The sequence below is a fragment of the Streptomyces sp. NPDC047042 genome, assembly GCF_040644035.1.
Taxonomy (GTDB): domain Bacteria; phylum Actinomycetota; class Actinomycetes; order Streptomycetales; family Streptomycetaceae; genus Streptomyces.
The window spans coordinates 147,797-170,374 of the sequence record NZ_JBEYVP010000020.1; the positions used below are offsets into that span (position 1 = coordinate 147,797).

General features: G+C 69.3%; 16 protein-coding genes. 9 read left to right on the forward strand and 7 right to left on the reverse strand.

What is annotated here, in order from left to right:
- Window positions 1–54: 54 nt before the first annotated feature.
- Window positions 55–1,809 (reverse strand): NAD+ synthase, encoded by a 1,755-nt coding sequence (locus ABZ855_RS24195; RefSeq protein ID WP_360810021.1) that lies wholly within the window; start codon window positions 1,807–1,809, stop codon window positions 55–57.
- A gap of 144 nt (window positions 1,810–1,953) precedes the next feature.
- On the opposite strand from ABZ855_RS24195, the gene ABZ855_RS24200 reads away from it, so the two are divergent.
- Window positions 1,954–2,388 carry a hypothetical protein gene (locus ABZ855_RS24200; protein WP_360810022.1) on the forward strand — a complete coding sequence of 145 codons (435 nt, stop codon included), beginning with the start codon at window positions 1,954–1,956 and terminating at the stop codon, window positions 2,386–2,388.
- Window positions 2,389–2,437: 49 nt separating this feature from the next.
- Here ABZ855_RS24200 and ABZ855_RS24205 read toward each other — a convergent pair whose 3' ends face one another.
- From ABZ855_RS24205 to ABZ855_RS24215, 3 genes are all read right to left on the reverse strand, one after another.
- On the reverse strand, window positions 2,438–4,381 hold the full coding sequence (locus tag ABZ855_RS24205; protein WP_360810024.1) for a S53 family peptidase: 1,944 nt from the start codon (window positions 4,379–4,381) through the stop codon (window positions 2,438–2,440).
- A gap of 182 nt (window positions 4,382–4,563) precedes the next feature.
- Window positions 4,564–5,184, reverse strand: a complete 621-nt coding sequence (locus ABZ855_RS24210; protein ID WP_360810026.1) for a DUF305 domain-containing protein — start codon at window positions 5,182–5,184, stop codon at window positions 4,564–4,566.
- Complete coding sequence (locus tag ABZ855_RS24215; RefSeq protein WP_360810028.1) at window positions 5,181–5,858, reverse strand: DUF3105 domain-containing protein; 678 nt, start codon at window positions 5,856–5,858, stop codon at window positions 5,181–5,183. Before ABZ855_RS24215 ends, ABZ855_RS24210 begins: the two co-directional genes overlap by 4 nt.
- Window positions 5,859–6,187: 329 nt before the next feature.
- Between ABZ855_RS24215 and ABZ855_RS24220 the strand changes: the two genes are divergently transcribed.
- Entirely contained in the window at window positions 6,188–7,549 is a 1,362-nt protein-coding gene (locus ABZ855_RS24220; protein ID WP_319205467.1) for a glutamine synthetase family protein, read from the forward strand.
- 96 nt (window positions 7,550–7,645) lie between these two features.
- Here ABZ855_RS24220 and ABZ855_RS24225 read toward each other — a convergent pair whose 3' ends face one another.
- Window positions 7,646–8,086 carry a VOC family protein gene (locus tag ABZ855_RS24225; protein ID WP_360810030.1) on the reverse strand — a complete coding sequence of 147 codons (441 nt, stop codon included), beginning with the start codon at window positions 8,084–8,086 and terminating at the stop codon, window positions 7,646–7,648.
- Between the two features lie 213 nt (window positions 8,087–8,299).
- Between ABZ855_RS24225 and ABZ855_RS24230 the strand changes: the two genes are divergently transcribed.
- Window positions 8,300–11,305: a bifunctional [glutamine synthetase] adenylyltransferase/[glutamine synthetase]-adenylyl-L-tyrosine phosphorylase gene (locus tag ABZ855_RS24230; protein WP_360810032.1), complete on the forward strand. Its 3,006-nt coding sequence runs from the start codon at window positions 8,300–8,302 to the stop codon at window positions 11,303–11,305.
- Between the two features lie 31 nt (window positions 11,306–11,336).
- Here the strand turns inward: ABZ855_RS24230 and ABZ855_RS24235 are convergent, their stop codons facing one another.
- Entirely contained in the window at window positions 11,337–12,218 is an 882-nt protein-coding gene (locus tag ABZ855_RS24235) for a phosphatase PAP2 family protein (RefSeq protein ID WP_360810034.1), read from the reverse strand.
- Between the two features lie 98 nt (window positions 12,219–12,316).
- Window positions 12,317–13,351, reverse strand: coding sequence for a LacI family DNA-binding transcriptional regulator (locus ABZ855_RS24240; protein WP_319205477.1), 1,035 nt, complete (start codon window positions 13,349–13,351; stop codon window positions 12,317–12,319).
- Between the two features lie 427 nt (window positions 13,352–13,778).
- On the opposite strand from ABZ855_RS24240, the gene ABZ855_RS24245 reads away from it, so the two are divergent.
- From ABZ855_RS24245 to ABZ855_RS24270, 6 genes are all read left to right on the forward strand, one after another.
- Window positions 13,779–15,050, forward strand: a complete 1,272-nt coding sequence (locus ABZ855_RS24245) for an extracellular solute-binding protein (protein ID WP_360810036.1) — start codon at window positions 13,779–13,781, stop codon at window positions 15,048–15,050.
- A gap of 112 nt (window positions 15,051–15,162) precedes the next feature.
- Window positions 15,163–16,167, forward strand: coding sequence for a sugar ABC transporter permease (locus ABZ855_RS24250; protein ID WP_360810038.1), 1,005 nt, complete (start codon window positions 15,163–15,165; stop codon window positions 16,165–16,167).
- A gap of 28 nt (window positions 16,168–16,195) precedes the next feature.
- Complete coding sequence (locus tag ABZ855_RS24255; RefSeq protein WP_360810040.1) at window positions 16,196–17,050, forward strand: ABC transporter permease subunit; 855 nt, start codon at window positions 16,196–16,198, stop codon at window positions 17,048–17,050.
- A 245-nt stretch (window positions 17,051–17,295) separates the two neighbouring features.
- On the forward strand, window positions 17,296–18,975 hold the full coding sequence (locus ABZ855_RS24260; protein WP_360810042.1) for a glycoside hydrolase family 13 protein: 1,680 nt from the start codon (window positions 17,296–17,298) through the stop codon (window positions 18,973–18,975).
- Between the two features lie 251 nt (window positions 18,976–19,226).
- Window positions 19,227–20,918: a protein kinase gene (locus ABZ855_RS24265; protein WP_360810044.1), complete on the forward strand. Its 1,692-nt coding sequence runs from the start codon at window positions 19,227–19,229 to the stop codon at window positions 20,916–20,918.
- A gap of 153 nt (window positions 20,919–21,071) precedes the next feature.
- The gene (locus ABZ855_RS24270) at window positions 21,072–22,454 is read left to right on the forward strand and encodes an alpha-amylase family protein (protein ID WP_360810046.1); all 1,383 of its coding nucleotides are present in this window, start codon (window positions 21,072–21,074) and stop codon (window positions 22,452–22,454) included.
- The last annotated feature ends 124 nt before the right edge of the window (window positions 22,455–22,578 follow it).

A 22,578-nucleotide genomic window follows, 5' to 3' on the forward strand; every position in this document is an offset into this window, starting at 1 on the left:
CGATGTTCGCATGCGGGCCGGGCGAGGGGCGTGCCCCCGCACCGGCCCCCGCCCTTACAGCGACTCCCGCCACCCATTGGTGATGGGCAGCCGCCGGTCCTTCCCGAACCCCTTCGCCGAGATCTTCGTCCCCGGCGGGTACTGCCGCCGCTTGTACTCCGCCGTGTCGACCATTCGCAGCACCCGGGTCACCAACTCGGCGTCGTAGCCTGCCGCCACGATCGCGTCGGCGCCCGAGTCCCGGTCCACGTACAGCTCGAGGATCGCGTCCAGTACCGGATAGTCCGGCAGGGAGTCCGTGTCGATCTGCCCCGGGCGCAACTCCGCACTCGGCGGCTTCGTGATGGAGTTCTCCGGGATCGGCGGAGTCTGGTTCCTTTCCGCTGCCGCCCTGTTGCGCCACTTCGCGAGGCGGAAGATCGACGTCTTGTACACGTCCTTGATGGGGCCGTACGCGCCCACCGAGTCGCCGTACAGGGTCGAGTAACCCACCGCCAGTTCCGACTTGTTGCCCGGCGCCAGCACGATGTGACCCTCCTGGTTGGAGATGGCCATCAGCATCGTGCCCCGCAGCCGGGACTGCAGGTTCTCCTCCGCGAGGCCCGTCAGACCCAGCGAGTCCATGTACGCGTCGAACATCGGCGCGATCGGCACCGTACGGAAGTTGAGGCCGGTCCGCCGGGCCAGTTCCGCCGCGTCGCCGATCGAGTGGTCGGAGGAGTACTTCGACGGCATCGCCACGCCGTACACGTTCTCCGCGCCCACCGCGTCGCACGCGAGCGCCGCGACCAGCGCCGAGTCGATACCGCCCGAGAGGCCGATCAGGACCGACCTGAAGCCGTTCTTCGCCGCGTACGCCCGCAGGCCCACCACCAGCGCCGAGTACATCTCCTCGTCGTCGTCCAGGCGCTCCGCGTAGCCGCCGGTCAGCTCGGGCTCGTACGCGGGCAGCGGGTCCGCGGACAGGATCACGCGGTCGATGCGCAGGCCGTCGTCCACCACGCCGGTCGGGGCGTCGGGCATGGCGGCGGGCAGGTCCAGGTCGAGGACGACGCAGCCCTCCGTGAACTGCGGGGCCCGGGAGATCACCTCGCCGTTCCGGTCGACGACGATCGAGTCCCCGTCGAAGACCAGTTCGTCCTGGCCGCCGACCATCGCCAGGTAGGCGGTCGTGCAGCCCGCCTCCTGGGCGCGCTTGCGGACCAGTTCCAGCCGGGTGTCGTCCTTGTCGCGCTCGAACGGGGAGGCGTTGATCGAGAGCAGCAGGCCCGCCCGCGCGGAGCGCGCCGCCGGGACCCGGCCGCCGTCCTGCCAGAGGTCCTCGCAGATCGCGAGCGCCACGTCGATGCCGTGCACGCGCAGCACGGGCATGGTGTCGCCCGGCACGAAGTAGCGGAACTCGTCGAAGACGCCGTAGTTCGGGAGGTGGTGCTTGGCGTACGTCAGGAGCACCTCGCCGCCGTACAGGACCGCGCCCGCGTTGCGCGGGGAGCCGGCCGGGCGGCCGAACTTCGGCAGGTCGCTCTCGGACCGGTCGAGGTAACCGACGACCACCGGCAGCTCGCCGAACCCCTCCTCGGCGAGACGCGCGGCGAGCGAGCGCAGGGCCGCGCGGGACGCCTCCACGAAGGAGGAGCGCAGGGCGAGGTCCTCGACGGGATACCCGGTCAGCACCATCTCCGGGAACGCCACGAGATGCGCTCCCTGCTCGGCGGAGTGCCGGGTCCAGCGGAGGATCGATTCCGTGTTTCCGGCGATGTCGCCGACGCGCGAGTCGATCTGGTTCAGGGCGAGGCGTAGTTGAGGCACGCCGCCCAGTGTAATCGTCAATGCGACGCGATGGGGTGGTGGGGCGTGTGGGTCGCCCCACGCGGGTCAACTCTCCCTGACGCCGGGGCAATGGGACCCTGAAGTGCCTTGCCTGATGTCATGACCGCGTTTTCAGTAGGAGACATGACATACAACGGGGTGCATGCGGACAGCCCGGACAGCGCGGGCAGTGCGGGCCGCGGTACGGGCTGGGCCTGGTTCCTGGCGTGGTTCGCGGTGGGGGCGTGCGTGGCCGCCGGGTTCGCCGCCATCCTGACGGTGGGGCTGGTGTTTCTGGTGGTGGCCGCCGCGGGCGCGGGGCTGCTGCTGCGGAAGGGGCCGATGAACGCCGCTGCCGGGGCCCTCTCCGGTCTGGCGCTGCCGCTCTTCTACCTCGCCTACCTGAACCGGGGCGGCCCGGGCACGGTCTGCAGTTCGTCGCCGGGCGAGCAGACCTGCACCGACGAGTACACCCCCGTACCGTTCCTGGTCGGCGGCGTCCTCCTGTTCGTCGCGGGTTTCGTGATCTTCCTCGTGATCGAGCGAGCCACCAGAAAAGCGCCCGCCCCCGGACGGTGAACGCTCCGGGGACGGGCTTGGGGCTGGTCGGGCTGGTCGCGTCGGCGCCTCAGCGGCGGTACGACTCCACGTAACCCTTCGCGGGCGTACCCACGCCGGTCACGTCGTCGTAGCCGCGTACGGCCTGCAGCGAGCTGTCCTTGCCGAGGCTGCGGACGGAGGTGAGGATCCCGTCCGTGTCGTCGTAGCCGTTGGCGAAGTCCAGGCGGGCCACGGCGAGTCCGTACCCCGTGGGGTTGTCGGTCACATCGTGGTAGACCTTCGCGTGCGAGGCGTACTTCGCGTAGATCGCCGGGTTGGCGAAGCCGATCGGCGCGCCGCCCCGGGCCTCCTGCGCGAGGGCCTGTACGGCCGCGATCACCGGTGCCGCAAGCGACGTACCACCGATGCGGTACTCGCTGTACGCGACGCCGCCCTCCGGCAGGGACTGGGTCTGGCCGACCTTGAAGCCGGTGTTCGGGTCCGCGATCGCCGCGATGTCCGGGACGACCCGGTTGCCCTTCTCGCTGTTGGCCTTGGCCAGCGAGTTGGGTACGACACCCTTCTGGTAGAAGGGCTCCGCGACCGTCTTGCTGGTGCCGCCGCCCGCGCCCGAGGTGTAGGCGCCCGGGAAGTTGGTCCAGCTCTTGCCGTCGGCCGACAGCGAGGCCTTCTCGGTGCCCCAGCCGGTCTCCCACTGGTACGCGTCACCCTTGCCGACCGCCAGCGAGGTACCGCCGACCGCCGTCACCCACGCCGAGTTGGCCGGGGTGTCGACCTGCTTCACACCGGTGTTGACGACCTCGTCGCCGTTGTCACCGGAGGAGAAGTAGAAGCCGATGCCCTGGACCGCGCCGAGCTTGAACACCTGGTCGTAGGCGGCGGCCAGGTCCGGCGTCTGGTTGGCCTCGATGTCGCCCCACGAGTTGGAGACGATGTCGGCGAGGTGCTTGTCGACGATCTTGCCGAGCGAGTCGAGCAGATCGTCGTCCATGCAGGACGCGGAACCGACATACGTGATGTCGGCGCCCGGCGCGACCGCGTGCACGGCCTCGACGTCGAGGGTCTCCTCGCCGTACCAGCCGGCCGCGCCGCAGTCCTCGGTGTTCGTGTAGCCCGCCGGCAGGACCTGCTTGAGCTGGCCGCTGCGGTAGGGGGCGTCGCCGTGCTTGGCCGCGTAGGTGGCGGCGTCGCCGGCGATGTACGGCGAGGCGTAGGCGTCGGTGATGGCGACGCGCACCTTCTTGCCGGTCCAGCTGCCCGCGCCGTACGCGGCCCGCAGCTGCTTGCCCGTGTAGCCCTCGACGGCGTACGGGATCTGCTTGCCGTACGCCGTGGGCAGCGAGGCGGCGGTGTTCGAGCCGTAGTACGTGGAGAACGGACCCGCGTTGCGGAACACGGTCTCCGGCGCCGGCAGCGTGTCGTCGTGGGTCACGTGGTGCGGGGCGTTGTCCAGACCCGTGACGGTCAGGACGGCACCCTTCAGGCTGTCCGGCGCGGAGGCGGCCTTCGCGGGCGCCCGGTACGTCTTCCTGCCCTTGGCGTAGTTGTGCAGCTGCGTGCTGAAGGCCTTCTCGGCGGCGGCCACGTCACCGGAGACGGTGACGTAGTGGGCCGTGACACCGGTGACCTTGAGGCCCGACGCCGTCAGCCACGCCTTGACGGCGGCGACCTGGGCCGGGGAGGCCCCGAAGCGCTGCTGGACCTGCGCGGCCGTGAGGTACTTGCCGTACGAGGCGGACCTCGGGTCGGAGACGGCCTTCGCGTACGCGGTCAGACCGTCCGCGTTCCGGCCGGCGAAGTAGACCCGGGCGGTCACCTTGGAGCTGTCGGGCGTGGCTCCCTTGTCCGCCTTGGCGGTGGCCCACGCGGGCCTGGTGCCGGCGAGCGTGTCCCGGCCCGGGGCGTCCGCGGCATGGGCCGCGGGAATGCCGAGCGCCAGCGCGCCGGCGAGCAGAGGCAGTGTCGCTGCCAGGCTCACACCGGCGCGCTTGATGGCGCGATTGGATCTCATGGAACCCCCTGATGCGGTTCAACGCGAGCAAGGCGAGTGATCTCTCGCCGCTGGCCACTCTCGCGATGAACCGTTCATGCCAGGGGAATCCAGGGGGAATGGCTGTGCCAAGAAGCCCCCAAGGGAACGTATACGTAAGCGATTTGAGGCTTGTGTCCGACGGTGAAACGTCGACAAATCCATCAACTCGCCGTCGCGCCGCGCTCCTTCAGCATCCCCGCCATCAGGGAGATCTCCGACTCCTGCGCGTTGACCATGCCCTGCGCGAGCCGCTTCTCCACGCCCACCTCGCACCGGTCCACGCACCCCTGCGCCATGTGGATACCGCCCTGGTGGTGCTTGGTCATCAGCTGGAGGTAGAAGATCTCCGCCTGCTTGCCGCTGAGCTTGCCGAGCTTGGTCATCTCGGTGTTGGTCGCCATGCCGGGCATCAGCGCGCCGTCCTTGCCGTCGGCCATGCCCGCCATGTCCATCCAGCCCATGGGCGCCTGAGAGGACACCTTCGGCAGCTCCCACAGGTCGAGCCAGCCCAGCAGCATGCCGCGCTGGTTGGCCTGCGTCTGTGAGATGTCGTACGCGAGCCGCCGGATCTCCTCGTTGCCCGTCCGGTCGCGCACGATGTACGACATCTCGACGGCCTGCTGATGATGGACCGCCATGTCACGGGCGAAGCCCGCGTCCGCCGAGTCGGCGGAGGGCGCCTTCATCCCCGAGTCGTCGCCGTCGGCGACCGCGTAGGTGATCGCGCCGGCCGCGACGAGCGCCGTGGCGGCAGCGCCGGCGATCCAGGGCGCCCGCCTCACTGTGACAGCCCGTTCGTGCAGGCGGCACCCGGCTCGGGGGTCTGCTTGCCCTGGACGAACTCCTCGAAGAACTTGTCCACGTTCGGGTCCTTGGCGCTCGTCACCGTGCGCTGCTTGCCCCAGGCGGACAGCATGATCGGGTCGGCCTGCTTGTCGTCCGGGCTCATCAGCGTGTACGGCGTCTTCTTCACCTTGGCCGCGAGCGCGTCGATGTCGGCCTTCGACGCCTTGCTGTTGTACGTCACCCACACGGCTCCGTGCTCCAGCGAGTGCACGGCGTTCATGTTGCTGATCGCCTTGTCGTAGACGTCACCGTTGCAGTTCATCCAGACCGGGTTGTGGTCACCGCCGACCGGGGGCTCCATCGGGTAGTTCACGGTCTTGGTGACGTGGTTCTGGGTGAGCTTCTTGTCCCAGGTCTTCACACCGTCCGCGCCGGTGACGAACTTGCCCGCGCCCTTGGAGTCGGTCGCCGCGGTGTCGCTGTCGTCGGACTGCGAGCGCACGAGGACCGTCGCACCGACGACCAGGCCGGCCACTATGGCGACGCTCACACCGATCGTGAGGATCCGGTTCCGGCGCTCACGCGAGCGCTCGGCGCGCCGCATCTCCTCTATGCGCGCCTTGCGCGCCGCGCTGCCACTGTCTTTGGCGCTCTTCTTGGCGGAACCCATGGGATCGATCCTTCTGGGGAAAGGGGCGGTCGGTTGCCGGTCGGTCGTACCGGTCTCTGATCGTAATCCGTGGCCACTGATCGTAATCCGTGACCGTCCGCAACGGTTCCGGTCAGGGATCACCCATTACGGATGTCGCCGGGAGCAGGCAAGATGAGGGACAGAGCATGACACCCGCCGTACGCGAGGCGTTCACTGTGGCGTCGGTCGGACGATCAAGGTGCGCAACGCGCACGAAATGCTTTTGTGGTGTCATGCTCAGGTGCCCGACCGCCTTCCTGTGGTGCGGGAGACAGGCGGCCTGACCAGCAAGGATGGGGAAGCGGAAGATGGACAAGCAGCAGGAGTTCGTGCTCCGGACACTGGAGGAGCGTGACATCCGGTTCGTCCGGCTGTGGTTCACGGACGTGCTGGGCTTCCTCAAGTCCGTGGCCGTGGCCCCGGCGGAGCTGGAGCAGGCCTTCGACGAGGGCATCGGGTTCGACGGCTCCGCGATCGAGGGATTCGCTCGCGTATACGAATCCGACATGATCGCCAAGCCGGACCCGTCGACGTTCCAGATCCTCCCGTGGCGCGCGGAGGCCCCCGGCACCGCCCGGATGTTCTGCGACATCCTGATGCCGGACGGCTCGCCGTCCTTCGCGGACCCGCGCTACGTCCTCAAGCGCGCCCTCACCCGTGGCTCCGACCTGGGCTTCACCTTCTACACCCACCCGGAGATCGAGTTCTTCCTCCTGAAGGAAAAGCCGCTGGACGGCACCCGTCCGACCCCGGCCGACAACTCCGGCTACTTCGACCACACCCCGACCCACGTCGGCCAGGACTTCCGCCGCCAGGCGATCACCATGCTGGAGTCCATGGGCATCTCGGTCGAGTTCTCCCACCACGAGGGCGCCCCCGGCCAGCAGGAGATCGACCTGCGGTACGCCGACGCGCTCTCCACGGCGGACAACATCATGACGTTCCGCCTGGTCATGAAGCAGGTGGCGCTCGAGCAGGGCGTCCACGCCACGTTCATGCCGAAGCCGTTCAGCGAGCACCCCGGCAGCGGTATGCACACCCACCTCTCCCTCTTCGAGGGCGACCGCAACGCGTTCTACGAGTCCGGCTCGGAGTACCAGCTCTCCAAGGTCGGCCGGTCCTTCATCGCGGGCCTGCTGAAGCACGCCGCCGAGATCGCCGCGGTCACCAACCAGTGGGTGAACTCCTACAAGCGCATCTGGGGCGGCTCGGAGCGCACTGCGGGCGCCGGCGGCGAGGCCCCCTCGTACATCTGCTGGGGTCACAACAACCGCTCGGCCCTGGTCCGCGTCCCGATGTACAAGCCCGGCAAGACGGGCTCGGCGCGCATCGAGGTCCGCTCGCTGGACTCGGGCGTGAACCCCTACCTGGCGTACGCCGTCCTGCTGGCCGCCGGCCTCAAGGGCATCGAGGAGGGCTACGAGCTGCCGCCGGGCGCCGACGACGACGTGTGGGCCCTCTCGGACGCGGAGCGCCGCGCGATGGGCATCGAGCCGCTTCCGCAGAACCTGGGCGAGGCGCTCACGCTCATGGAGCGCAGCGAGCTGGTCGCCGAGACGCTCGGCGAACATGTGTTCGACTTCTTCTTGCGCAACAAGCGGCAGGAGTGGGAGGAGTACCGCTCCGAGGTGACGGCGTTCGAGCTGCGCAAGAGTCTGCCTGTGCTGTAGCGCTCCGCTTGGGGCCGTGATTCCAGCGCGGGTCGGTGGGGGCTTTTCGCGCAGTTCCCCGCGCCCCTTAACGGGGCGCGGGTGTTGGCCTGCGTTTCAGCTTGCGGACATTTCGGTCAGGAGGGCGTGTAGGGGTTTCTCTGCTCGTTGGCGGTATTCCTGGATTGCCCAGCCGTTGCCGTCCGGGTCCTTGAAGTACATGAACGTGGCGCCGTCGTCCGGCGAGTACCGCATCGGGTCCGACACCTCCAGACCGCGTTCGAGCAGCTCGGCGTGGGCCGCCTTGATGTCGGCGACGCACAGCTGGAGGCCCTGGTACGAGCCCGGCGCCGGCGTCGGGCCGTCCATCGTCTCCCAGATGGTGTCGCCCAGCGCGATCGAACAGCCCGAGCCCGGTGGCGTGAGCTGGACGATCCGCATCCCGGGCATCACCTCCTGGTCGATGTCGACGTGGAAACCGGCCTTGTCGCGGTAGAAGTCACGGGCCCGGTCGATGTCGGTCACGGGCAGCGGGATCACTTCGAGCGTGTACTGCATCGCTTGTCCTCCAGATCGGCTTCACGGAACGACCTCCCTCACCGAAGCCGAAAACCGGGCCCGCCGCCACCGAAACGACCACAGCGGCGGCGGAAGCCCCCGTTCCGACCAGCGCGGACATCACTCCAGCTCCGTCCGGCGCTTCCCGCCGCCACTCCGGTTACGCTCGTGGGGTTACGACCTTGATCCGATGGTCCGACGGGAAGGCCCAGGATGATGGCGCCGGGGCGCAGGAGCAGTACCTTCACGCGGCTGCTGCGGCACGGCTTCACCGACCCCTCCGCCGCCGAGCGGCTCCTCGACAGCGTCGAACTCGCGCCCCTGCGGGACGACCCGGTGCTGCTCGACGCACTGGGCGCGACCGCCGACCCGGACCTCGCCCTGCTCGGCCTGGTCCGGCTCGTCGAGGCGCAGGACGGCCGCACCGCCCGGCACGAGCTGCTCGACACCGTGATAGCGGCCAAACCGCTGCGCGACCGGCTGCTCGGGGTGCTCGGCGCCTCCGCCGCCCTCGGCGACCACCTGATCCGGCATCCCCGCGACTGGCACGCCTTCGTCATGTACGAGCCCCGGGATCTCCACCCCGGGGTGGAGGAGTTCGAGCGGGGGCTCGCCGAGGCCACCGACACCGTGTCGCTGCGCGTCGCCTACCGCCGCTGCCTGCTGTCCATCGCCGCCCGCGACGTGTGCGGCACCACCGACGTCGCCGAGACCGCCGCCGAGCTGGCCGACCTCGCCACCGCGACCCTGCGCGCCGCCCTCGCCATCGCCAGGGCCGCCGCACCCGGCGACGCCGCACAGTGCCGGCTCGCCGTCATCGCCATGGGCAAGTGCGGCGGCCACGAGCTCAACTACGTCTCCGACGTCGACGTCATCTTCGTCGGCGAGGCCGCCGACGGGGCCGACGAGGGAAAGGCACTGCAGGCCGCCACCCGCCTCGCCTCGCACCTCATGCGGATCTGCTCCGAGACCACCGTCGAGGGCAGCATCTGGCCCGTCGACGCCAACCTGCGCCCCGAAGGCCGCAACGGGCCACTGGTCCGCACCCTCAGCAGCCATCTCGCCTACTACCAGCGCTGGGCCAAGACCTGGGAGTTCCAGGCCCTGCTCAAGGCCCGCCCGGTCGCCGGTGACGTCGAACTGGGCGAGGCGTACGTCGCCGCGCTCGCCCCGCTCGTCTGGCACGCCGCCGAGCGCGACAACTTCGTCGTCGACGTGCAGAAGATGCGCCGGCGCGTGGTCGAGAACATTCCCCTCGCCGAGGTGGAGAGGGAGCTGAAGCTCGGGCCGGGCGGCCTGCGCGACGTCGAATTCGCCGTCCAGCTGCTCCAGTTGGTGCACGGGCGCGCCGACACCTCCCTGCGCAGCGGCACCACCCTGGACGCCCTGGGCGCCCTCGCCGCCGGCGGGTACGTCGGTCGCGCCGACGCCGTGCAGCTCGACGACGCCTACCGCTTCCTGCGGTCCATGGAACACCGCATCCAGCTGTTCCGGCTGCGCCGTACCCACCTCGTCCCCGAGGATCAGGCGGACCTGCGGCGCATCGGGCGCTCGCTGGGGCTGCGCACCGATCCGGTGGCCGAACTGAACCGCGAGTGGAAACGGCACGCGTCCGTCGTACGGCGGCTGCACGAGAAGCTCTTCTACCGGCCGCTGCTCGACGCCGTCGCCCAACTCGCGCCCGGCGAAAGCCGGTTGAGCACGGTCGCGGCAAGGGAGCGGCTCGTCGCGCTCGGGTACGCCGATCCGGCCGCGGCCCTCAGGCACCTGGAGGCGCTGGCCAGCGGGGTGAGCCGCAAGGCGGCCATCCAACGGACCCTGCTGCCCGTCCTGTTGGGCTGGTTCGCCGACTCCGCCGACCCGGACGCGGGGCTGCTCAACTTCCGCAAGGTGTCGGACGCGCTGGGCCGAACCCCCTGGTACCTACGGCTGTTGAGGGACGAAGGCGCCGCCGCCGAGAACCTCGCCCGCGTCCTGTCCGCAGGGCGCCTCGCCCCCGACCTGCTGATGCGGGCCCCGGAGGCCGTCGCGCTGCTCGGCGACGGCGACGGAGGCGGGCTCGCGCCACGCGAACGCGCCCACCTGGAGCAGGAGATACTGGCCGCCGTCGGCCGCGCCGACACCGGCGAACAGGGCGTGTACGCCGCCCGCGGTGTCCGCCGGCGCGAGCTGTTCCGTACGGCCGCCGCCGACATCGTCCACTCCTACGGCACCGAGCAGTCGCCCGCCGAACCCGACCAGGGCGCCCTGGTGGACCGCGTCGGCGCCGCGATCTCCGACCTCACGGCGGCCACCCTCGCCGGGACACTGCGAGCGGTCGTACGGGACGGCTGGGGGGACACCCTGCCCACCCGGTTCACGGTGATCGGCATGGGCCGCTTCGGCGGACACGAACTGGGCTACGGCTCCGACGCAGACGTCCTGTTCGTCCACGAACCCCGCGAGGGCGTCGACGAGCACGAGGCCACCAAGGCCGCGAACGCCGTCGTCTCCGAGATGCGGCGGCTGCTCCAAGCCCCCAGCGCCGACCCGCCGTTGCTCATCGACGCGGATCTGCGACCGGAGGGCAAGTCGGGCCCGATGGTCCGCACCCTGACCTCGTACGAGGCGTACTACCGCCGCTGGTCCCTCGGTTGGGAGTCACAGGCGCTGCTGCGGGCCGAAGTCGTCGCCGGGGACGAGGAGTTGGGCAGCCGCTTCATCGAGCTGATCGACCCGCTGCGCTACCCGGAGCAGGGCCTCGGCGACGAGGCGGCGCGCGAGATCCGGCGCCTGAAGGCGCGTATGGAGTCGGAGCGGATGCCCCGGGGCGCCGATCCGACCCTGCACACCAAGCTCGGCCGGGGCGGCCTGTCGGACGTGGAGTGGACCGTCCAGCTGCTGCAACTGCGGCACGGGTGGGCCCAACCCGGGCTGCGGACGACCCGTACCCGCGAGGCCCTCGCCGCCGCCTGCGCCGCCGAACTGATCTCCGCGGAGGACGCGGCCATACTCGACGAGGCGTGGGTCCTGGCCACCCGGGTGCGCAACGCCGTGATGCTGGTGCGCGGCCGGGCCGGGGACACCTTCCCCTCGGACGGGCGCGAGCTGGGCGCCGTGGGCCGTTACCTGGGGTACGGGCCTGGGCATGTCGGCGACATGATCGACGCGTACCGGAGGACCACCCGGCGGGCCCGAGGGGTCGTGGAGACGCTGTTCTACGGGGCGACGTCGGTGTAGGAACCCCTGGCCCGGCGCTCCCCGACCCTGCCTAGGGTTTGACGGGGAGCAACGGCCCGCCCTGCCCCCGGACGGGGACCAGTTTCGGCAGGGCGTACGGGAGCTTGCCGTACCAGAGGCGGGCCACCATGAAGCCGAAGGACAGACACATCAGGCCGCCCACCGCGTCCAGCCAGAAGTGGTTGGCGGTGGCGACGATCACCACCAGGGTGGCCACCGGGTAGAGAAGCCCCAGCACACGCACCCACGGCACACTGGCGAGCGCGAAGATCGTCAGACCGCACCAGGTGGACCAGCCGATGTGCATCGACGGCATCGCCGCGTACTGGTTCGACATGTGCTTGAGGTCGCCGGAGGCCATCGAACCCCACGTGTGGTGGACCATCACCGTGTCGACGAAGTCGCCGCCGTTCATCAGCCGGGGCGGAGCCAGCGGATACAGGTAGTAACCGACCAGAGCCACCGCGGTGGTCGCGAAGAGGGTCAGACGCGTCGCGGCGTAACGGCCCGGGTGACTACGGTAGAGCCACACCAGAACACCAAGAGTGACGACGAAGTGCAGTGTGGCGTAGTAGTAGTTCATGCCCACGATCAGCCAAGTCACCGAGTTGATCGTGTGGTTGACGGACTCCTCGACGGCGATGCCCAGGGTGTGCTCGGTCTTCCACAGCCAGTCCGCGTTGCGCAGCGCCTCGGCCTTCTGCTCCGGCACCGCGTTGCGGATCAGCGAGTACGTCCAGTAACTGATCGCGATCAGAAGGATTTCGAACCACAGCCGCGGCCGACGCGGGGCCCGCGCCCGGCGCAGGAGTCCCTTGACCACGTGGCCGTTCCCCTCCGCCGTCACGTCCGTGACGGAGTGCGGTACGGCCCGGTCGTGGCCTTCCCTTGTCGTCACGGTCGTTTCACCCATGGACACAGAGTCTGCCAGATACGGTCCCCTCCCAGATCATCCCCTGGGACCGTCCGGCCCGCACGTCCTACGTCAGGGGAACCGGGGCAATCTCCACCCTAGGGACGAGTACGTTCCCCAGGGGCCGAGGCCGTCGAACCCCGAACGACCAGTTCCGGCATGAACACGAACTCGCTGTGCGGGGCGGGCGTACCGCCGATCTCCTCGAGGAGCGTGCGTACGGCGGCCTGGCCCATCGCCGGGACCGGCTTGCGGATCGTGGTGAGGGGCGGGTCGGTGAAGGCGATCAGCGGGGAGTCGTCGAAACCCACGACCGAGACGTCCCGGGGGACCTCGAGACCGCGCTGCCGGGCCGCCCGTATCGCGCCCAGCGCCATCATGTCGCTCGCGCACACCACCGCCGTGCAGTCCCGCTCGATGAGCGCCAGGGCCGCCGCCTGGCCGCCCTCCAGGGTGTACAGCGAGTGCTGCACGAACCGCGTCTCGACGTCCTGCGCGGTCAGCCCCAGCAGATCCTGCATCGTCCGCACGAAACCCTCGATCTTGCGCTGCACCGGCACGAAACGCTTCGGGCCGAGCGCGAGACCGATCCGGGTGTGGCCCAGCGAGACGAGATGCGTGACCGCGAGATGCATCGCCGCGCGGTCGTCGGGCGAGATGAACGGCGCCTGCACCTTCGGCGAGAAGCCGTCCACGAGCACGAATGGCACACCCTGGGCGCGCAGTTGCTCGTAGCGCTGCATGTCGGCGGAGGTGTCCGCGTGCAGCCCGGAGACGAAGATGATGCCGGCCACGCCACGGTCGACGAGCATCTCCGTCAGCTCGTCCTCGGTGGAGCCGCCGGGCGTCTGGGTGGCCAGGACCGGGGTGTAGCCCTGCCGGGTCAGGGCCTGGCCTATGACCTGCGCCAAGGCCGGGAAGATGGGGTTCTCCAGCTCCGGGGTGATCAGGCCCACCAGGCCCTCGCTGCGCTGGCGCAGCCTGACCGGGCGCTCGTAGCCCAGGACGTCGAGGGCGGCGAGCACGGTCTGGCGGGTGGTGGCGGCGACACCCGGCTTCCCGTTCAGGACCCGGCTGACCGTCGCTTCGCTCACCCCCGCCTGGGCGGCGATATCGGCAAGCCGTGTGGTCACAGGGCTGGACTGTACCGGCCGGCCCCCGCCTTGCCCACCGGACGGCCGCCCGGTGCGGGCCGTCGAACGGCCCGCCGGACGGCCGGGACGGCCGCTCGCCGCCGCGGGTTGCTGCGTCATGGCGCTCCCTGAGGTCTGCCGTGCCCTGTATGGCAAGAGCTTGCAGAGTCTTGCACAACCGGCCCGGATCCCGCTGGACACCGGCAGAACAGGCGATCAGCAGACCTTCGGGAAGCGGGCCACGGGTCACGGCGGGGTAACTGTCACCGGTTCTTGCACTTTTTTGCTGCAAGGTCTTTCGTTGCGCTTGCATGGCTGTTACGTTCACGTCGCCCGGCGGCGGCAACGGCGCGGCCGGCAAGTCGGCGGAGACGGCGGACGGGCCCGTTTCCGCCAGTACACGGGCTTTCACCCTCAAGGAGAACTCATGCGGCGTGGCATAGCGGCCACCGCGCTGGTGGCGTCCCTCGCCCTCGCGGCGACGGCCTGCGGCGGAGACGACAGCGGCGACAAGGCCGACGGTCCGGTCACCATCACCTGGTGGGACACCTCCAACGCCACCAACGAGGCGCCGACGTACCAGGCCCTGGTCAAGGAGTTCGAGGCCGCCAACAAGGACATCAAGGTCAAGTACGTCAACGTCCCCTTCGACCAGGCGCAGAACAAGTTCGACACCGCCGCCGGTGCCTCCGGCGCCCCGGACGTCCTGCGCTCCGAGGTCGGCTGGACCCCCGCCTTCGCCAAGAAGGGCTTCCTGCTGCCGCTCGACGGCACCGAGGCCCTCACCGACGAGGCCAAGTTCCAGCCCAGCCTGATCGAACAGGCCAAGTTCGACGGCAAGACGTACGGCGTCCCGATCGTCACCGACACCCTCGCGCTGGTCTACAACAAGGCGCTCTTCGCGAAGGCCGGCCTCACCGACGCGCCCAAGACCTGGGCCGACCTGAAGACGGCCGCCGCCACCATCAAGACCAGGACCGGCGTTGACGGCTACTGGGGCTCCACCCAGGCCTACTACGCGCAGAGCTTCCTCTACGGCGAGGGCACCGACACCGTCGACGCCGCCGCCAAGAAGATCACCGTCAACTCGCCCGCCGCCAAGAAGGCCTACGGCACCTGGCTCGGCCTCTTCGACGGCAAGGGCCTGCACAAGGCCGACACCACCGCCGACGCCTACGCCCACATCCAGGACGCGTTCGTCAACGGCAAGGTCGCCGCGATCATCCAGGGCCCGTGGGAGATCACCAACTTCTACAAGGGCTCCGCGTTCAAGGACAAGGCCAACCTCGGCATCGCCACCGTCCCGGCCGGTTCCACCGGCAAGGCGGGCGCCCCGACCGGCGGCCACAACCTCTCCGTGTACGCCGGCGCGGACGCCGCGCACCAGAAGGCGGCCCTGAAGTTCGTCAACTTCATGACCTCCGCGAAGTCCCAGACGCAGATCGCCCTGAAGAACTCGACGCTGCCCACCCGGGACGACGCCTACACGGCCGAGGTCAAGGCCGACCCGGGCCTCGCCGGCTACCAGGGCGTCCTGCCCGCGGCCCAGCCCCGCCCGGCGCTGCCCGAGTACAGCTCCCTGTGGACCCCGCTCGACACCGAGCTCGGCCAGATCGCGGGCGGCAAGGAGTCCCTCGACAAGGGCCTGAGCAACGCGGAGACCGCGATCGCCAAGCTGGTCCCGGACTTCAGCAAGTGACCCCGAATGGCCGCCGGAACTGCCCAGTGGAACCCGGGGGACAGTTTCGGCGGTCATCGGCCTGTCCGCCGTACGCCCGGATGTTCCAGGATCTTCCAGAAGGTGTCGAAACATGACAGTCGCCATCGACCGCGCGACCGGCAAGCGCCGCGGTGAGCCCGGGCAGCGCCCCGGACGGCTTGATCGTCTCAGGCACGCCTACCAGAAGTACTGGTACGCGTACGCGATGATCGCGCCCGTGGTCGTCGTGCTCGGCGGGCTCGTGCTCTACCCGCTCGTGCGCGGCCTCTATCTGACGCTCACGGACGCCAACAGCCTCAACTCGGCCCGCACGATCGGCGTCAACCACATCGACGCCACCTACAAGTTCATCGGCTTCGACAATTACGCCGACATCCTGTGGGGCGACACCGCGTACGACCGTTTCTGGTCGCACTTCATCTGGACGATCGTCTGGACCGTGGCCTGCGTGGCCCTCCACTACACCATCGGCCTCGGACTCGCCCTGCTCCTCAACCAGAAGCTGCGCGGGCGCACCCTCTACCGGCTGATCCTGGTCCTGCCGTGGGCCGTGCCCACCTTCGTCACCGTCTTCGGCTGGCGGTTCATGCTCGCCGACGGCGGCATCATCAACACGATGCTCGACGCCGTGCACCTGCCGTCACCGCTGTGGCTGGAGGACACCTTCTGGCAGCGGTTCGCCGCGATCATGGTCAACACCTGGTGCGGGGTGCCGTTCATGATGGTCTCGCTGCTCGGCGGCCTCCAGTCCATCGACGCCACGCTGTACGAGGCGGCGGACATGGACGGCGCGAACGCCTGGCAGAGGTTCTGGTACGTCACCCTCCCCGGCCTGCGCTCCGTCAGCTCGACCGTCGTACTCCTCGGCGTCATCTGGACGTTCAACCAGTTCGCCGTGATCTTCCTGCTGTTCGGCACCACCGCACCCGACGCGCAGATCCTCGTCACCTGGGCCTACTACCTCGGCTTCGGCCAACAGCCGCGCGACTTCGCGCAGTCGGCGGCCTACGGCATGCTGCTGCTGGCCATCCTGATCGTCTTCACCTCCTTCTACCGCCGCTGGCTGAACCGCAATGAGCAGCAGCTCGCGATCTGAGGCAACAGAGGCAGGAGCCCCCGAACCCATGAGTGCCATGACAGTCCAGAAGTCATCCCGACGCGGCCTCGTCGCCACCCTCGCCTCCCACGGCGTCCTGACCGCCGCGAGCCTGATCGCGTTGTTCCCGATCGCCTGGCTGCTCTACCTCTCCCTCGGCCCCGACAAGGACGACTACCTCCACCCGGGGGGCATCTGGGGCAAGATGACGTTCGACAACTACGCGTTCGTCCTCCAGCACACCAAGTTCTTCGACTGGATGAAGAGTTCGCTGATCGTCTCGCTCGGTACGACGGTCATCGGGGTGCTGGTCGCGGCGACCACCGGCTACGCGGTCTCGCGGATGCGCTTCCCCGGCTACCGCAAGTTCATGTGGGTGCTGCTGGTCACCCAGATGTTCCCGATCGCCGTACTCATCGTGCCGATGTACGAGATCCTCTCGGACCTCCAACTCATCGACCACTACCTCGGCCTGATCCTCGTCTACTGCTCGACGGCCGTGCCCTACTGCGCCTGGCTGCTCAAGGGATACTTCGACACGATCCCCTTCGAGATCGACGAGGCGGGACGAGTCGACGGGCTGACCCCCTTCGGCACCTTCGCGCGGCTGATCCTGCCGCTGGCCAAACCGGGCCTGGCGGTCGCCGCGTTCTACAGCTTCATCACCGCTTTCGGCGAGGTCGCGTTCGCCTCGACGTTCATGCTGTCGGACACGAAGTACACCTTCGCGGTCGGCCTGCAGAGCTTCGTGAGCGAGCACGACGCCCAGCGCAACCTGATGGCCGCCACCGCGGTACTGGTCGCGATACCCGTCTCGGCCTTCTTCTACCTGGTCCAGAAAAACCTGGTGGCAGGCCTGACAGCGGGCGGCACGAAGGGGTGACGCTCCGCTGGCAGGGCCGCGATGTGCCGTCGATCGTCTGCGGCTCCGTCGTGGCCGGCCGCGCAGTTCCCCGCGCCCCTGAGGGGCCGCGGGTGGGCGGACGCGGTGGCCATCCGACCCCGCTGCCACCGCGTCCGCCGTCTTTTAGGGGCGCGGGGAACTGCGCGACCAGCCACAGCGCACCCGCAGCCTCAAACAAGCAGAAGCCCCCCATGACCCGAACTCCGTTACACAGCAAGGACGTTATGAGCCAGCACTCCACCGCTCAGGCCCCGACCTCCACCGGTGCCGCCGTCTCCGCCCACAGTGACTGGTGGCGGGACGCCGTGATCTACCAGGTCTACCCCCGCAGCTTCGCCGACAGCAACGGCGACGGCATGGGCGACCTGGAAGGCATCCGCTCCCGGCTCCCGTACCTGCGCGACCTCGGCGTAGACGCCGTATGGCTCAGCCCCTTCTACGCCTCCCCGCAGGCCGACGCCGGCTACGACGTCGCCGACTACCGCGCAGTGGACCCCATGTTCGGCAACCTCCTGGACGCCGACGCCCTGATCCGCGACGCCCACGACCTGGCCCTGCGCGTCATTGTCGACCTGGTCCCCAACCACTCCTCCGACCAGCACGAGTGGTTCAAGCGGGCGCTGGCGGAAGGCCCCGCCTCATCGCTCCGGGACCGCTACCACTTCCGCCCCGGCAAGGGCGAGAGCGGCGAACTCCCGCCCAACGACTGGGAGTCCGTGTTCGGCGGCCCGGCGTGGACGCGGGTCACGGAGCCCGACGGCACCCCCGGCGACTGGTACCTGCACCTCTTCGCGCCCGAGCAGCCCGACTTCAACTGGGAACACCCGGCCGTCGGGGACGAGTTCCGCTCGGTCCTCCGCTTCTGGCTGGACATGGGCGTCGACGGCTTCCGTATCGACGTCGCACACGGCCTGGTGAAGGCGGAGGGCCTCCCGGACCTTGGAACCCGCGACCAGGTCAAGCTGCTGGGCAACGATGTCATGCCGTTCTTCGACCAGGACGGCGTACACGCCATCTACCGCCAGTGGCGCACGATCCTCGACGAGTACGCGGGCGAGCGCATCTTCGTCGCCGAGGCCTGGACCCCGACCATCGAGCGCACCGCGAACTACGTCCGCCCGGACGAACTCCACCAGGCCTTCAACTTCCAGTATCTGTCCACCTATTGGGACGCGGCCGAACTGAAGGCCGTCATCGACCGCACCCTGGACGCCATGCGCCCGGTGAACGCCCCCGCGACCTGGGTCCTGTCCAACCACGACGTGACCCGCCACGCGACGCGCTTCGCCAACGAGCCCGGCCTCGGCACACAGATCCGCCTCGCCGGAGACCGCGCGCTGGGCCTGCGCAGGGCCCGCGCGGCAACCCTGCTCATGCTGGCGCTGCCGGGCTCGGCGTACGTCTACCAGGGCGAGGAACTGGGCCTGCCGGACGTCGTCGACCTCCCGGACGAGGTACGCCAGGACCCCGCGTACTTCCGGGGCGCAGGCCAGGACGGCTTCCGCGACGGCTGCCGGGTGCCGATCCCGTGGACCCGCGAGGGATCCTCGTACGGCTTCGGCGCGGGCGGCTCCTGGCTCCCGCAGCCGGGGGAGTGGGCGGACCTGAGCGTCGAGGCGCAGACCGGGACACCGGGCTCCACCCTGGAGCTGTACCGCACCGCCCTCACCGCCCGCCGCGAACACCCCGGCCTCGGCGCGGGCGACTCCGTCGAGTGGCTGAGGGCACCACAGGGCGTCCTCGCCTTCCGCCGGGGCGAGTTCGTGTGCGTCGCGAACACGAGCGGCGAGTCGGTCACGATCCCGGCGTACGGCGAGATCCTGGCCGCGAGCGGCGAGGTGACGGTGGCACAGGCGGAGGCGAAGCTGCCGGCGGACACGACGGTGTGGTGGACGACTGCCTGAGGTCGAACTCGCAGGGCCCGCCGTCCGGTTCGGGCGGCGGGCCCTGCTGCGGTGGGTGACGTGACCTGCGGCGCGTGCGGCGCGCCGCTTCAGCACAAGGGTGTAACCGGGCCAAAGTATGATCGCCCCTTCGATTGTCGGCGCGACCTCAACAAGCCGTAGACGAGGGGCTGTTGGGCGTCCGGCCGCACAGAGGAGCCCGGAGGGGCCGGCGGCCGGAGCGGTGCTGAAACAGAGAAGAGGAACCCACGGTGTCCGACGAAGGACGGCTGATAGCCGACCGCTATCGCGTGCTCGACCGTATCGGCCGGGGCGGGATGGCCACCGTGTGGCGCGCCCATGACGATCTCCTCGGTCGCCAGGTCGCCGTCAAGAAGCTGCATCCCCAGCCGCATCTCGACGCCGACGAACTTGCCACCCTTTTCGAGCGTGCCCGTCGTGAGGCCCGCAGCGCCGCCCGGATCAGCCACCCCAATGTCGTTGTCGTCCACGACGTCGTTGACGACGAGGGCGTGCCCGTCGTCGTCATGGAGTACGTGCCTTCCACGACCCTCGGTGACCTGGTCGCGGCGCACGGCCCGGTCCCGACCGAAGAGGTGGCCAGAATCGGCCTCGGCGTGCTCGCCGCGTTACGGGCGGCGCACCGGGTCGGGATCCTGCACCGGGACGTGAAACCGGCCAATGTGCTGCTCGCCGAGGACGGCCGGGTGGTTCTCACCGACTTCGGCATCGCCCAGGCCGCCGAGACCTCCTCCCTCACCCGCACCGGCCAGCTGGTGGGGTCGGTCGACTTCATGGCCCCCGAGCGCCTGATCGGCGCCAAGCCGGGCCCGGAGGCCGACCTGTGGGCGCTGGGCGCGACGCTCTTCCAGGCGGTCGAGGGCCGTTCGCCGTTCTTCCGGGGCACGGTGACGGAGACGATGTACGCCATCGCCATGGAGCCGCCTCCCGAGGTCCAGGGCGCCGGACCGCTGGCCCCGCTGATCCAGGGCCTGCTCATCGCCAAACCGACCGAGCGAATGTCGGCCGAGGACGCCGAGCGACTCCTCCGGACAGTCGAGGACGACCTGCGACGAAGACCCCAGGAGCGGAGTGCGGAGCCAAAGCCGGAACCGGAGTCCGGGCCCAGGACGGGCGTGGCATCCGCGACAGGCCTGGCGGCGGAACCACCGCGCTCTGCCGGTCGCAGGGGCCGTTCGAAGAAACTGGCCGCGGTGGCCGCGGTGGCCGTCACGGCGGTACTGGTCACGGTCGCGTTGTCGCTCGACACGGACACGGAGAAGAAGGCCACCGGCGGCGCCTCGAATTCGGCAGCCTCACTCCCGGCCGGCCCACTCTCCGGCGGCGGCGCCACGCCGTCGAAGTCCGCGGCCACACCGAAGACCTCTGCGGAGTCCTCACCGTCGGGTTCTCCGACTCCCGACGTGCCGAGCCCTACGAGCTCCGGCGGCACGTCGCCCACGGCGCAGCCGTCCCAGGAGGCGACCCCCAAGACCGGGCAGGAGGATCCCGACACTGACTCGGGGGACGAGAACCCCGCCGCGAACAGCGGATCCGGCTCCTCGGTCGCCCCGGCCGGCCACGCCTTCGTGGTCGCCGCCTCGGGCAAGTGCCTGAGCCGCGGTGCCGGATCCGAGGGAACCCAGCTGTTCCAGGCCACGTGCGACAACTCCGCGGCGCAGCAATGGCAGAGCGGAGCCGATGGGACCCTCCGGTCGGCGGGGAAATGCATGACCGTGGAGGGAGGAGCGACCGACGACCGCACCGAGATCCAGCTGACCGGATGCAGCGGCGACGCCAGCCAGCGGTTCCACCTCTCCGGTACGCGACTGCTCGCCGACCAGTCGCAGAAGTGCGTCGACATCTTCGGGGGCGCGAGCGGAACAGGCGCGGTCCTCTGGGAGTGCAACGGCAGGGACAACCAGACCTGGACGACCGGCTGATCGGCTGACCGGATGACTGGCGAACGGGAGCGTCCAGGGTTGACCGTCCGGTAGTTGGCTCGTACTTTCTGCTCTGTTGAAAGTTTTCAGCCGTCTTGCAGCAAGAACCGGCAACAGATCTTGCCTGGACCTTCAACGGAGAAGGACCCCCACATGGCCAGAAGAACCCTTTCCGGCGCGCTCGCCCTCGCGGCGGGCGCGTCGATCGCGCTCGCCGTCCCCACGGGCGCCGCCCAAGCCTCCCCGCCCGGCGTCAAAGACGTCACCGCCGTCCTGTTCGAGTGGAAGTTCGCCTCGGTCGCCAAGGAGTGCACCAACACCCTCGGCCCCGCCGGCTACGGATACGTGCAGGTCTCGCCGCCCGCCGAGCACATACAGGGCTCGCAGTGGTGGACGTCGTACCAGCCCGTCAGCTACCGGATCGCGGGTCGGCTCGGTGACGCCGCCGCCTTCCAGAGCATGGTGAACACGTGTCACGCGGCCGGTGTGAAGGTCGTCGTCGACACCGTCGTCAACCACATGTCCGCCGGTAGCGGCACCGGCACCGGCGGTTCGTCGTACACGAAGTACAACTACCCGGGCCTGTACTCCTCCTTCGACTTCGACGACTGCACGGCCACCGTCAGCGACTACACCAACCGGGCCAACGTCCAGAACTGCGAGCTCGTGCACCTCGCGGACCTGGACACCGGTGAGGAGTACGTCCGCTCGGCCATCGCCGGGTACATGAACTCCCTGCTCGGCTACGGCGTCGACGGCTTCCGGATCGACGCTGCCAAGCACATCCCGGCGGCCGACCTCGCCAACATCAAGACGCGGCTGAACAACCCCTCGGCGTACTGGAAGCAGGAGGTCATCTACGGCAGCGGCGAGGCCGTCCAGCCCACCGAGTACACGGGCAACGGTGACGTCCAGGAGTTCCGTTACGCCTACGACCTCAAGCGGGTCTTCAACAACGAGAACCTCGCCTACCTGAAGAACTACGGCGAGGGCTGGGGCTACATGAGCAGCTCGGTCGCCGGTGTCTTCGTCGACAACCACGACACCGAGCGCAACGGCAGCACGCTCAGCTACAAGGACAACGCCAACTACACGCTCGCCAACGTCTTCATGCTGGCGTACCCGTACGGTGCCCCGGACATCAACTCCGGGTACGAGTTCTCCGACACGGACGCCGGTCCGCCCAACAGCGGTACTGTCAACGCCTGTTGGCAGGACGGCTGGAAGTGCCAGCACGCCTGGCCGGAGATCCTTCGCATGGTCGCCTTCCGCAATGCCACCCGTGGTGAGCCCGTCACCAACTGGTGGGACAACGGGAACGACGCCGTCGCCTTCGGCCGGGGCTCCAAGGGCTTCGTCGCCATCAACCACGAGTCGGGCAGCCTGAGCCGGACCTACCAGACCTCGCTGGCCGCCGGGACCTACTGCAACGTACAGAACAACACGACGGTCTCCGTGAACGGTTCGGGTCAGTTCACCGCGACCCTCGGCTCCAACACCGCCCTCGCGATCTACGCGGGCAAGTCCAGCTGCTGAAAGTTCTTTCCATTACTTTCAGGACCCTTGCTGTAAGCCTTTCGGCGGCGATACGGTCGCGCGGGGTCGGACCCGCAAGAGCCGCGATCGCAAGGAGTCCACGTCCGTGATACCGAGATGGCCG

What these genes read in the sequence shown, in the direction of transcription:
- ABZ855_RS24235 (WP_360810034.1), bottom strand. Translation starts at nt 12,218, where the DNA reads ATGGGTGAAACGACCGTGACGACAAGGGAAGGCCACGACCGGGCCGTA.
- ABZ855_RS24220 (WP_319205467.1), top strand. Translation starts at nt 6,188, where the DNA reads ATGGACAAGCAGCAGGAGTTCGTGCTCCGGACACTGGAGGAGCGTGAC.
- ABZ855_RS24225 (WP_360810030.1), bottom strand. Translation starts at nt 8,086, where the DNA reads ATGCAGTACACGCTCGAAGTGATCCCGCTGCCCGTGACCGACATCGAC.
- ABZ855_RS24205 (WP_360810024.1), bottom strand. Translation starts at nt 4,381, where the DNA reads ATGAGATCCAATCGCGCCATCAAGCGCGCCGGTGTGAGCCTGGCAGCG.
- ABZ855_RS24215 (WP_360810028.1), bottom strand. Translation starts at nt 5,858, where the DNA reads ATGGGTTCCGCCAAGAAGAGCGCCAAAGACAGTGGCAGCGCGGCGCGC.
- ABZ855_RS24255 (WP_360810040.1), top strand. Translation starts at nt 16,196, where the DNA reads ATGAGTGCCATGACAGTCCAGAAGTCATCCCGACGCGGCCTCGTCGCC.
- ABZ855_RS24260 (WP_360810042.1), top strand. Translation starts at nt 17,296, where the DNA reads ATGAGCCAGCACTCCACCGCTCAGGCCCCGACCTCCACCGGTGCCGCC.
- ABZ855_RS24245 (WP_360810036.1), top strand. Translation starts at nt 13,779, where the DNA reads ATGCGGCGTGGCATAGCGGCCACCGCGCTGGTGGCGTCCCTCGCCCTC.
- ABZ855_RS24200 (WP_360810022.1), top strand. Translation starts at nt 1,954, where the DNA reads ATGACATACAACGGGGTGCATGCGGACAGCCCGGACAGCGCGGGCAGT.
- ABZ855_RS24270 (WP_360810046.1), top strand. Translation starts at nt 21,072, where the DNA reads ATGGCCAGAAGAACCCTTTCCGGCGCGCTCGCCCTCGCGGCGGGCGCG.
- ABZ855_RS24230 (WP_360810032.1), top strand. Translation starts at nt 8,300, where the DNA reads ATGATGGCGCCGGGGCGCAGGAGCAGTACCTTCACGCGGCTGCTGCGG.
- ABZ855_RS24250 (WP_360810038.1), top strand. Translation starts at nt 15,163, where the DNA reads ATGACAGTCGCCATCGACCGCGCGACCGGCAAGCGCCGCGGTGAGCCC.